Below are 11301 nucleotides of genomic sequence, written 5' to 3'. Positions count from 1 at the left end.
CGACGACGCCCGGGCGACCGTCGACGTGCTGCACGGCCTGATCGCCCGGCTGGGCAGCCGCAAGGTGCACACCGTCGGCGACGTCCTGGAGTTCGTGAAGGCGGTCAGCCCGGCCCAGCGGCGCAAGCGGCACCTCGCCGACGGGCTGCCCGACAAGCCCGGCGTCTACGTGTTCCGCGGGCACAAGGACCGCCCGCTGTATATCGGGACCAGCTCGTCGATCGCCACCCGCGTCCGCAGCTACTTCACCGCCGCCGAGAAACGCGCCCGCATCGACGAGATGCTCAACGCGGCGGAGCGGGTGGAGGCGATCCTGTGCGCGCACTCGCTGGAGGCCGAGGTGCGGGAGCTGCGGCTGATCGCGACGCACAAGCCGCCGTATAACCGCCGCTCGAAGTTCCCCGAGCGTGTCCTGTGGCTCAAGCTCACCCGCGAGGCCTATCCGCGGCTGTCCATCGTCCGTGAGCTCCAGGACGACGGCGCGGCCTACCTGGGGCCGTTCCCCTCCCGCCGGGGCGCCGAGCTGGCCGCCGCGGGGGTGTATGACGCGCTGCCAATCCGCCAGTGCACCCACAAGCTCTCGCTGCGCACGACCACGCCCGCGTGCGCGCTCGCCGAGCTGGGGCGCTGCCCGGCGCCGTGCGAGCACCGCATCTCGGCCGACGACTACGAGTCGGCGGCCGCCGGCCCGTTCCGCACCGCGACCGTCGGCGACCCCGGCCCGGTCGTGCGCGGCCTGCTGGCCCGCATCGAGGTGCTCGCCGCCGCCGAGCGGTTCGAGGACGCGGCCACGATCCGCGCCCGGCTGGTGGCGTTCCTGCGCACGGCGGTCCGCATGCAGCGGCTGGCCTCCCTGACGGCGTTACCCGAGCTCATCGCCGCCCGCCCGGCCGCATCCGGCGGGTGGGAACTCGCCGTGGTGCGACACGGCCGACTGGCCGCCGCGGGTGTGTCACCCCCGAGGGTGCATCCACAGCCGACGCTGGATGTGGTGCTCGCCACAGCCGAAACCGTGCGGCCCGGCCCGGGCCCGACGCCCCGCGCCTCGCCCGAGGAGACCGAGCGCATCCTCGCCTGGCTCGAGCGCCCGGAAACACGCCTGGTCAAGGCCGACATGGGCTGGGCATCACCGGCCACCGGAGCCGGTCGCTGGCGCCCGTTCCTGGCCCGCGCCGAGGCCGCCGCGGCGGTTCAGTTCGACCTGGACGGGTAGGTACATCGGACGTTCGCACATACTCAATTGGCCGATCGGATACGGCAGAGCAAACTAGGCTGGAACCTACCCAAACTGAGGCCCGAGTGGCCCATCGGTGAGGAGGTGCCGCATGGAGCCCGGTCTGCACCAGTCCGGCGCGCCCTTGGATGCTGGCCCCTCCACGGCCCACAGCGAGTTCATGGTGGACCCACAGGCGCCGGACGGCAACCCCACGGAGTCATCAAGTTTTCCGGCGACAGGATTCTCGCCGGTGCCGCATCCGCCCGCCACCGGATTTGCCCAGCCCACGCCGTCCTGGCCCCACGGACCGTCCGCAGCGACGCCCGCGGCACCGCACGCGCCGCCCGCCACCGCCGACGAGTCCGGGCCGGGGGCGGAGGCGTTGAGCCCGAGCAGCGCGGCTCCGCCGGGCCGGCGTGCGCCGGTAACAGGCAGGCCGGCCCCGCCAGGGCCCGGCACAACAGCATTCGGATCGGCCGGACTGGGAACGTCCGGCCTCGGTACATCCGGACTGAGCACATCCGGACTGGGCACATCCGGACCAGGGCCGTCCGGACCCGGGACCTCCGGCCGGGGGGTATCCGGACTCGGGGCTTCCGACCAAGGGGTAAGCCCACGGGTCAATGGTCTGGGAACGTCGGGCCTCGGTGGTGGTCCGCTCGGTCCGCCGGCGCTCGGGGGCGCCCGCCGCGGGGCCGAGGACGGCGGGGCGCAGAGCGGTCCGCCGCGGGGCGGAGACCGGATCAACGGAGCGGCCGGAAGTTCGGTGCCGGGGAGCTCGCCGCCGCTGGGGTCCAAGGCGTTGGGTTCGCAAGGTGTCGGGTCGCCGGGGTCGGGGGCGGCGCTCGGCACCGGGGGTCTGGGTCCGTCCGCGCTCGGGGTCGGGCATCTGAGCTCCTCCCCGCTCGGGTCGGGGATGCTGCGGGCGGAGGCGGTCGGCGCCGACGGGCTCGGGGCCGAGTCCCGGCGGGCCGGCGAGATGTTCCTCGGGCCACGGGGCCTGCCCACCGCGGCGATCAACGTGCCGGATGCGCCGGCACGGCGGCACCGGGCCGCGCCCGCGGAAGACGGCGACGGCACGACCCGCGGCGGTAAGGCGACCCAGGCCGGCGACAGCACCCGAGCCGGCCGAGCGACTCGCGGCAGCGACGGAACGCAGGCCGGCGACACCACGCGGACCGGTGCGGCCTCCCGGAGCGGTGACGGTGCCGCGGTGCCGGTCGAGCAGGCCTCCGCGCCGGACGTCGAACAGGACAACGCACCGGACGTCGAGCCCGACCAGCAAGCGGGCCAGGGGGCTCGCGAGCGGAGCGGGTACCGGAAGCACCGGCCGACCAATGAGCGGGTGGCCGAGCGGCGGCGCGGGACCGAGTGGCCGTCCAACGACCGCGGCGGCACGGGTCGGGCCAGGACCGACCGGCGCGGCGAGGAAGACGGCGAGACCGACAGCCGCGCCGAGACGACGCAGGCCGATGCGGCGCCGCAGGCGAACGCGGAGGCCGAGCGCCAGCAGAGCGACCAGCAACAGCAGCAGCCCGAGACGCCCGGACCCGCCGAAGGGCAGGCACACGCGGCCGCGGCGCAGCAGGTGCTCGGCGGGGCCGGCAAGGAGAAGGTGCAGCGCAAGAAGGTGCTGCCGCGGGCCAAGCTGCGCGAGCCCGAGGACGACCGGTATGCCACGCCGCGGCGGCTGCTGACCGCGCCGCCCAGTGACGACTCGCCCGTGGTGCCGCCGCCGCCCAGCTACTCGGCGCTCGCCGGTGGGGCGGTGCCCGGGGATCCCACCTCGACCTACTCTGCCATCATCGGCGCGCGGCTACGGGCCATCTTCCCCTGGCAGTCCAGCGAAGATGCCATGTCGCCCATCCTGCGGGCCCACCGGCAGATTCACCCGACGGCCGATGTCGCGCTGCTGCGCAGGGCGTACGCGACCGCGGAGCAGATGCACCGCGGGCAGATGCGCAAGAGCGGGGAGCCGTTCATCACGCACCCGCTCGAGGTCACGGAAATCCTCGCCGACCTCGGCATGGACACGACGACGCTGGTGGCGGCGCTGCTGCACGACACCGTCGAGGACACCGACTACACGCTCGGGGCGCTGGAGCGGGACTTCGGCGGGGAGGTCGCGCTGCTCGTCGACGGCGTGACCAAGTTCGACAAGATGTTCTACGGGGCCGACGCCGAGGCCGAGACGATCCGCAAGATGATCGTGGCGGCGGGGCGCGACGTGCGGGTGCTGGTCATCAAGCTCGCGGACCGGCTGCACAACATGCGCACGCTGGACGCGCGGTCCCGCTCGTCGCAGGTGCGGATCGCGTCGGCGACCCGCGAGGTACTGATTCCGCTCTGTGAGCGGCTCGGCATCCAGGCGCTCAAGCGGGAACTCGAGGACTGGGTCCTGCGGGCGATCAGCCCCAGCGGGTACTCGCTGATCTCCGACTACGTCGAGGGGCGGGTCGGCTGGGACGGGTACCTCGACAAGGTCATCTCGGCGATGACCGGCGACCTGCGCCGGTTCGGCCTGGACGCCACGGTGTCGCCGCGGCCGCGGCACCTGTACTCGATCTGGAAGGACACGGTCGACGGCGACTTCGTCGAGCCGCACGACCTGCCCCGCGTGGTCATCATCGTCGACGGGCCGGACACCGACTGCTACGCGGCCCTCGGCGCCGTGCACGGCAAGTGGCGGCCGGTCCCGGGGCGGTTCAAGGACTTCATCGCCACGCCGAAGCACAACAACTACAAGTCGCTGCACACGACGGTGCTCGGGCCGGAGGGGCGCTCGCTCGAGGTGCTGATCCGCACCGTCGAGATGCACCAGGCGGCCGAGTACGGCATCGTGGCGAACTTCCGCTACCCGCTCGCCGCCGCCCGGTTCGGCCCGGCGACCAAGGCCGAGCAGCTCGACTGGCTGCGCCGCCTGCTCGACTGGGAGGCCTCCGCGTCCGACCCGGCGCAGTTCATCGCCTCGCTGCGCTGCGACCTCGCCGAGGACCAGATCCTGGTGCTGACGGCGGGCGGCGGGCGGCCGGTGCTGCTGCCGGCCGACGCGACGCCGGTCGACCTGGCGTACATCCTGGGCGCCGACGTCGGCAACCGATGTATCGGCGCGCGGGTGAACGGGCGGCTGAGTGCGGTGTCCTCGCCGCTCGCCGACGGCGACTCGGTGGAGATCATCACCCGGGCCGGCGGGCGGGACGAGTTCGACTTCGACGCCGACGCGCCGGCGCGGGGGCCGTCGCCCGAGTGGCTGGAGTTCGTGAAGACCCCGCACGCCCGGCTGCACATCAGCCGGTGGTTCGAGGCGCACGAGGCCCCCGCCATCACGGTGGCGAACAAGGTACGGCTGGGGCGGCTCGCGATCGGCCTCGCGCTGCGCCAGCAGGGCCGCGGCCTGGCCAGCGACCTGCCGCTGGTGCGCCTCGCGACCCGGCTCGGCTACCCCGACCTGGAGACGCTCCTGGTCGCGGTCGCCGACCACGCGCGGACGGCTGAGGACGTCGTGGCGGAGTTGATCGCCCTCGTCGACCAGAGCCCGCGGTAGGCGGCTAGCCTCTCGGGGATGAAGAGTCGGCTGCGCGCGTTCGCGTATCGGACGTTCTACCGCCTTCCCGGCCGCTGGAAGCGCCGGATCGTGCGCACGTTCCAGCCGACGTACACGATCGGCGCCGTGATCCTGGTGCGCGACGTGGAGAAGTCCCGGATCCTCCTCCTGCGCCAGCCGCCCGGCGCCGGCTGGTCGCTCCCGGCCGGCCTGATGGACCGGGGTGAGACCCCGATCCAGACCGCGGCCCGCGAGCTCGCCGAGGAGACCGGCATCAGGCTGCCGACCGAGCGGCTCCGCGCGGCGAACCCGAACGCGGTGGTGCACACCCGCGGCCAGTGGGTCGACATGGTGTTCGAGACCGAGGTCGAGCCCGAGGACAGCTACACCGTCGACGCCGCCGAGGTACTGGAGGCCGCCTGGCACCGGCTCGACACCCTGCCGCCGCTGACCGTGTCGACGTCGCGGCTGCTCGCCCACTACGGCATCGGCCCGTACAAGGACTATCCCGAGGTGCTGCGCAAGTGACCGAGATCTGCGCGGTCATCCTGGCCGCCGGTGAAGGGCGCCGCCTGCGCCCGCTCACCGAGCTCGTGCCGAAGGCGCTGTGCCCCGTCGGCAACGTGCCCCTGCTGGACCGTGCGATCGAACGGGTCAACGCACTCGGCCCGAACGGCCCCGACGCCGTGGCCGTCAACGCGTCCTACCTCGGCGAGCAGGTCGTCGCCCACGTCGGCGACCGCGCGCACCTGTCGGTCGAGCCGGAGCCGATCGGCACGGCGGGCGGCCTGGGCAACCTCCGGGACTGGGTGGCCGGGCGGGCCGTGCTGGCCGGCAACGCCGACGCCTACCTGGCCGACCCCGACCGGCCGCCGGGCGAGGACATCGCGGCCCTGCTGGACGGCTGGGACGGCCACACGGTACGGCTGCTCGGCGTCCCCGGCCCGCCGAAGGAGTTCGGCGCGCACCGCTTCGCCGGCTTCACGCTGATCCCGTGGGAGTACGTGGAGCGGCTGACCGCCGAACCGGCGGACCTGGTCCGCACCACGTGGCGGCCGGCCGAGCGGGAGGGCCGCCTGGAGGTGGTCGAGTACGCGGGGACCTACCTGGACACCGGCACCCCGGCGCACTACCTGGCGGCCAACCTCCACGCGATACGAGAGCACAACGCAGTGGCGGAGACCGCGATCGTCACCGGAAACCTGACCTGCGCGGTCGTGGGTGCGGGAGCCGTCGTCGAAGGGGACGTCACCCGTGGCGTCGTGTGGCCCGGCGGGGTGGTCGCGGCGGGCGAAACGCTGACCGACGCGATCCGGGTCGGCCGGGAGCTGACCGTCCCCGCCCACTAGCATGGCCGATGTCCACATGCTGGAAGGAGCACCCAGGTGATCACCGCGATCGTCCTCATCGACTGCGCGACCGACTCGATCCCCGAGGTGGCCGAGAACATCGCCAACCTCGACGGGGTCAGCGAGGTGTACTCCGTCGCCGGGAACACCGACCTCATCGCGATGGTGCGCGTCCGGCAGTACGAGGAGATCGCCGAGGTGATCGCCAACCGGATCTCGAAGGTGCCGGGCGTCGTGGACACCGACACCCACATCGCGTTCCGCGCCTACTCGAAGCACGACCTGGAGGAGGCGTTCGCGATCGGCCTGCCCGACGCGGACTAATTTCCCCGGAAATGCGGGTCGCGCTCGACAACGCTTCGCACACGACCAGCAGAACACCGCAAGAAGAGAGCGTTTGCCCTGGTTAGGGCGTCGGGAGTGCGGCAAATCGCATCGAAAGCGCGGTTCCCAGCGGGTACCCTCGCGCCCATGAGGATCGGCATCGTAGGGGCCACCGGGCAGGTCGGCAGCGTCATGCGCCACATCCTGGCCGAGCGGCAGTTCCCCGTGGACGAGTTGCGTCTGTTCGCGTCCGCCCGCTCCGCCGGGCGGCCCATCGACTGGCAGGACGGACAGGTCCTGGTGGAGGACGCGGCGACCGCGGACTACACCGGGCTGGACATCGTGCTGTTCTCCGCGGGCAAGGGCACGTCCAAGGAGCTCGCCCCCAAGGTGGCCGCCGACGGGGCCGTCGTCATCGACAACTCCTCCGCCTGGCGCATGGATCCCGATGTACCCCTGGTGGTCGCCGAGGTCAACCCGCACGCCGCCGCCAACCGGCCGAAGGGCATCATCGCCAACCCCAACTGCACCACCATGGCGGCCATGCCGGTGCTGCGGCCGCTGCACGAGGAGGCCCAGCTGCTCTCCCTCGTCGCCGCGACCTACCAGGCGGTCTCCGGTGCCGGCCTGGCCGGCGTCGCCGAGCTCGACGAGCAGGTCCGCAAGGTCGCCGACGGCGCCGCGGCGCTCGCCTTCAGCGGCTCGGCCGTGGAGTTCCCGGAGCCGAAGAAGTTCGTCGCCCCGATCGCGTTCAACGTGCTCCCGCTGGCCGGCTCGATCGTCGACGACGGCTCGTTCGAGACGGACGAGGAGCAGAAGCTGCGCAACGAGAGCCGCAAGATCCTCGAGATCCCGGACCTGCGCGTGTCGGGCACCTGCGTGCGCGTGCCCGTCTTCACCGGCCACTCGCTGTCGATCAACGCCCGGTTCGCCCGGCCGATCTCGGTCGAGCGCGCCCGTGAGCTGCTGTCCAGCGCCCCCGGCGTCGTGCTGACGGAGGTCCCGACCCCGCTGCAGGCGGCGGGCGCCGACCCGTCGTACGTCGGCCGCATCCGCGTCGACGACACGGTCGACCACGGCCTGAGCCTGTTCGTCTCGAACGACAACCTGCGCAAGGGCGCCGCGTTGAACGCGGTCCAGATCGCCGAGCTCCTCGCCGCGTAACCCCCACGCCAGCACGCCCCGCGGCGCCGCGAGATCGGCGCCGCGGGGCGGCGAGGAGGGGTCAGACGTGGCGGGCGAACCAGTCCAGGATCGCGTCGAACCTGGCCAGCCGGTGGGACGGGCGGCCCGACCTCGACAGCTCGTGCCCCTCGCCCGGGAACAGCAGGAACTCGACCGGGGTGCCGCGCTGCTTGAGCGCCACGAACAGCCGCTGCGCCTGCTCGACCGGGCAGCGCCAGTCCTGCTCGGAGTGCACGATCAGCATCGGGGTCGTGATGCGGTCGGCGTACGTGAGCGGGCTCTGCCGGGCGAAGTCGTCGCGGTACAGCGACTCGGCGAAGAACCAGCCGATGTCCGACGAGCCCTGGAAGCTGTCGATCGCGTTCACCGCGCGCTCGGAGACGGCGGCCTTGAAGCGCTCGCCGTGGTGGGCCGCCAGCCACGTGGTCATGAACCCGCCGTGCGAGCCGCCCAGCACCCCGACCCGCGAGCCGTCGAGGTCGGGCGCCTTGAGCGCCGCGTCGAGCAGCGCGAGCAGGTCGACCGCCGACACCTCGCCGACGTTGCCCACGACCGCGCGGCCGTGCGCCTCGCCGTAGCCGGAGGAGCCGCGCGGGTTGCCGTAGACGACCGCGTACCCGGCGCCGGCGTAGACCTGGGCCTCGTCGAAGAGCCGCCAGCCGTACTGCGCGAACGGCCCGCCGTGGATCATCAGCAGGACCGGATGCGGACCCTCCCCCGCGGGCCGCACGACCCAGCCGTGCACCGGGTAGCCGTCGGGGGCGCTCGCCGTGAGCTCGGTCTGCTCCAGCACCGGGAAGCCGGCGCTGAAGTTCGTGAGGCGGCGCTCGCCGGCGTACACCTCGCCCCAGTCGGCCGGCCCGGCGATCGTCGCCACCAGGGTCTCCCCCGCCGACGCGAAGCCGGCGACCTGCCGCTCCCCGTCGACGAGGACCTCGGGTGCTCCCCCGTCGAAGGGCACAAGCAGCAGTTGTACCGCACCGCGATGCTCGTTCGTGAAGAGCACACCGGCGTCGGTGACGGCGATGTCGCCGCCCGGCGAGGCCAGCGTGTAGGTCTCGTTGTCCAGCAGCTGCCGCACCTCCCCGCCGACGACCGGCACCGACCACAGCGACTCGTGGCGCATGGTCGGGTCGACCCGCCCCTCCCCCGCCGGGTTGCCGGTGAAGACCACGCTCGCGCCGTCGGGCGTGAAGTGCGGCAGGGCCGGCGTCAGCGTGGTGCCGGTGAGCACCCGCAGCTCCCCGCCCGCCGCCGGGATCACGCACACGTCCCCGGCCACGTCGTCGGCCCAGGTGTCGTGCTGCTCGGAGACGAACGTGAGCCAGTCGCCGCCGGGGCTCCAGCGCGGGTCGCCGTGGCTGCGCTCGCCCTCGGTGAGCTGGGTGACGGTGCCGTCGAGCGCCACCACGAACAGGTGCGCGGGGCGGTCGTGCAGGAAGCCCAGCCCGTCGACGCGGCTGAAGAGCCGCGTGAGGCGGCGCGGCGGCTCGCCGTCGGGCCCGATCTTGTCGCCGTCGCCGGTCTTGCCGGTGCCGTAGCGGCCCTGCTGCGGTACACGAGCGGAGAACGCCAGCCGCGTGGCGTCGGGTGACCAGGCGGGCGCGCCCGCGCCCAGCGGCAGGTCGGTCAGCCGCCGCGCCTCGCCGCCGGCCAGCGGCATCACGCACAGCTGGGGCGCGGCGTCGTGCTCGGCCTTGTCGCCGCCGGCCCGGCTGCCCTTCTCCTTCGTCGCCCGCAGGAACGCCAGCCAGCGGCCGTCGGGCGAGATCCGCGGTGCGCTGTCGTGCCAGCCGTAGGTGAGCTGGACCGGCTCCTCGTCACCGTCGGTGCGGATGCGCCAGAGCTGGGAGGTGTACTGGTCGGCGCCGAGGTCGAGCCGGGTGAGGGACACGACGGCGATCGTCCCGTCGGGGCTGAGGGTCGGCGCGCCGGGTAGGCGCATTTGCGACAGATCGAGAGGTTTCACGTCCAGCACAGTAGTCCGGGTCACACTTCTTACCCGCGAGTAACCTCCTACCTCTACCCTACGGTCGTATGGAGGAGCTCCTCGATCGCGGCACCGACCGGCTCGCGCTGCACACGTTCGCGCCTGCGCCGGACGACGCGCCGACGCTCGCGGTCCTGTGGCCGGCGATGGGCGTCCCGGCCCGCTACTACCGCTCGTTCGCCGCCTCGCTGGCGTCCCACGGCGTTGCCGTGACGGTGGCCGACCTGCGCGGGACGGGCGCCAGCACGCCCCGGGCCTCTTCCAGGTCCCGCTACGGCTTCGCCGAGCTCGCCGACGACGTGGACGCGGTGCTCGAGCACCTGAAGCCGGCCCGGGCCGGCCGCCGCACGGTGCTCATCGGGCACTCGTTGGGCGGCCAGCTGTGCGCCCTGCACCTGGCGCTGCGCGGCGCGTCGTCCGACGTCGCCGGGCTGGCCCTGCTCGCGGTCGGCCTGCCGTACTGGCGCAGCTATCCGTCGCGGGGCCCGCAGATCCTGGCGATGACCCAGACGCTGGCCGCGGGCTCGGCCGTGCTGCGCTACTGGCCGGGCTGGGTCTTCGGCGGCCGCCAGGCGCGGGGCGTGATCGGCGACTGGGCGTACACCGCCCGCGCCGGCCGCTACCGCCCGGTCGCCGGCGTCGACGTGGAGGCGGCCCTGGCCCGGGTGACGACCCCGGTCCTGGCGGTCGACGTCGAGGGCGACCAGTACACCCCGGCCCCCACGGTCGACCGCCTGACCTCGAAGCTGACGTCGGCCGAGGTCCGCCGCGAGCACTACTCCGCGGCCGAGGCGGGCACCCGCATCGACCACTTCACGTGGGCGAAGAACGGCGACCCGCTGGCCGCCCGCGTCGCCGGCTGGACCGCGTCCCTCCCGTAACGTGCGCCCCGTGCGGTGCGTATGGAGCCGCAGGGAGGTGCGATGGACTTCGCCAGCTTCGTGCGCCGCGACCTGGCCGCGCTGTCCGGGTACGCCTACGTGCTGACCGGCGACCGCCACCAGGCACAGGACCTGGTCCAGGACACGCTGGTCCGGCTGGCGCGGGTGTGGGACCGGGTCGACCCGGCCGGCAACCCATCGGCCTTCGCGCGCACGACGATGGTCCGCCTCCATCTGAGCGCGCTGCGCCGCGCCCGCCTGTGGCGGCGGTCGCTCCCGGTCCTCGCGGTCGCTGACCCGGCCCGCGACCCGGCGTACGAGCGGGTGGAGGACCTGGAGCTCCTGCGGGCGGCCCTGCGGCAGCTGTCCCCGCCGCAGCGGGCGGTGGTCGCGCTGACGTACTACGACGACCACGACGACGCCTCCATCGCCCGCATCCTGCGCCGCCGCCCGGGCGCGGTCCGCGCGCTGCGCCACCGCGCGCTGCTGCGGCTGCGCGCGGCCCTGGGCGACCCGGCGAGCGTCGACGGGAGGAGGCTGCCGTGAACCGCCCGCTGGACGAGGTCGAGGCGCTGCTGCGCCGGGAGCTGGTGCCGTCCCGCTATGCGGCGGCGGCCGAGGCGGAGGCGACCCTGGCCGAGGTGACCCTGGCCGAGCTGACCCTGGCTGAGGTGACCCGCCGCGTCGACCGCGGCCGCCGGCTCCGCCAGACGGCGACGGCCGCCGCCGCGGCGACGCTGGTGGCAGCGGTGGTGACGGCCGTGGCGCTGCTGGCCGGGCCGAGCCTGCCGGCGGAGGCGCCGGCCCGCAGC

Annotated in this window: 9 protein-coding genes and 1 pseudogene; 9 read left to right on the top strand and 1 reads right to left on the bottom strand. The window is 73.7% G+C overall.

Going from position 1 to position 11301, the window contains the following annotated elements; all coding sequences use genetic code 11:
* The 6 genes and pseudogenes from ABZS66_RS57430 to ABZS66_RS57405 form a co-directional block, all read left to right on the top strand.
* Positions 1-1213, top strand: a 1213-nt coding sequence (locus ABZS66_RS57430; RefSeq protein ID WP_354772760.1) for a DEDD exonuclease domain-containing protein, incomplete at its 5' end; no start/stop codon positions are given.
* 1816 nt (positions 1214-3029) lie between these two features.
* A pseudogene (locus tag ABZS66_RS57425) lies at positions 3030-4760 on the top strand (HD domain-containing protein); the annotation flags it as partial.
* Positions 4761-4778: 18 nt separating this feature from the next.
* Complete coding sequence (locus ABZS66_RS57420) at positions 4779-5288, top strand: NUDIX hydrolase (RefSeq protein ID WP_354772758.1); 510 nt, start codon at positions 4779-4781, stop codon at positions 5286-5288.
* Positions 5285-6109 carry a sugar phosphate nucleotidyltransferase gene (locus ABZS66_RS57415; RefSeq protein ID WP_354772756.1) on the top strand — a complete coding sequence of 275 codons (825 nt, stop codon included), beginning with the start codon at positions 5285-5287 and terminating at the stop codon, positions 6107-6109. The genes ABZS66_RS57420 and ABZS66_RS57415 overlap by 4 nt, the downstream gene beginning before the upstream one ends.
* Before the next feature lie 36 nt (positions 6110-6145).
* The gene (locus ABZS66_RS57410) at positions 6146-6433 is read left to right on the top strand and encodes an Lrp/AsnC ligand binding domain-containing protein (protein ID WP_190255275.1); all 288 of its coding nucleotides are present in this window, start codon (positions 6146-6148) and stop codon (positions 6431-6433) included.
* A 147-nt stretch (positions 6434-6580) separates the two neighbouring features.
* Positions 6581-7597, top strand: a complete 1017-nt coding sequence (locus tag ABZS66_RS57405) for an aspartate-semialdehyde dehydrogenase (protein ID WP_354772754.1) — start codon at positions 6581-6583, stop codon at positions 7595-7597.
* Positions 7598-7658: 61 nt separating this feature from the next.
* Here ABZS66_RS57405 and ABZS66_RS57400 read toward each other — a convergent pair whose 3' ends face one another.
* Complete coding sequence (locus ABZS66_RS57400) at positions 7659-9587, bottom strand: S9 family peptidase (protein ID WP_354772752.1); 1929 nt, start codon at positions 9585-9587, stop codon at positions 7659-7661.
* A gap of 68 nt (positions 9588-9655) precedes the next feature.
* Here ABZS66_RS57400 and ABZS66_RS57395 point away from each other — a divergent pair, with 68 nt between their 5' ends.
* The 3 genes from ABZS66_RS57395 to ABZS66_RS57385 form a co-directional block, all read left to right on the top strand.
* Positions 9656-10489 (top strand): alpha/beta fold hydrolase, encoded by an 834-nt coding sequence (locus ABZS66_RS57395; RefSeq protein ID WP_354772750.1) that lies wholly within the window; start codon positions 9656-9658, stop codon positions 10487-10489.
* Positions 10490-10531: 42 nt separating this feature from the next.
* A complete protein-coding gene (locus tag ABZS66_RS57390; RefSeq protein ID WP_354772748.1) occupies positions 10532-11035 on the top strand; it encodes a sigma-70 family RNA polymerase sigma factor in 504 nt (167 codons plus the stop codon).
* The coding region (locus ABZS66_RS57385) for a hypothetical protein (protein WP_354772746.1) at positions 11032-11301 on the top strand (270 nt) is incomplete at its 3' end. The genes ABZS66_RS57390 and ABZS66_RS57385, both read left to right, overlap by 4 nt.

Origin of the sequence: Dactylosporangium sp. NPDC005572, from assembly GCF_040605515.1 — a bacterium.
Taxonomy (GTDB): domain Bacteria; phylum Actinomycetota; class Actinomycetes; order Mycobacteriales; family Micromonosporaceae; genus Dactylosporangium.
The sequence above is the reverse complement of the archived record's forward strand: the minus strand, read 5'-3'. Positions and strand labels throughout refer to the sequence as shown.

What these genes read in the sequence shown, in the direction of transcription:
- ABZS66_RS57395 (WP_354772750.1), top strand. Translation starts at nt 9,656, where the DNA reads ATGGAGGAGCTCCTCGATCGCGGCACCGACCGGCTCGCGCTGCACACG.
- ABZS66_RS57405 (WP_354772754.1), top strand. Translation starts at nt 6,581, where the DNA reads ATGAGGATCGGCATCGTAGGGGCCACCGGGCAGGTCGGCAGCGTCATG.
- ABZS66_RS57420 (WP_354772758.1), top strand. Translation starts at nt 4,779, where the DNA reads ATGAAGAGTCGGCTGCGCGCGTTCGCGTATCGGACGTTCTACCGCCTT.
- ABZS66_RS57390 (WP_354772748.1), top strand. Translation starts at nt 10,532, where the DNA reads ATGGACTTCGCCAGCTTCGTGCGCCGCGACCTGGCCGCGCTGTCCGGG.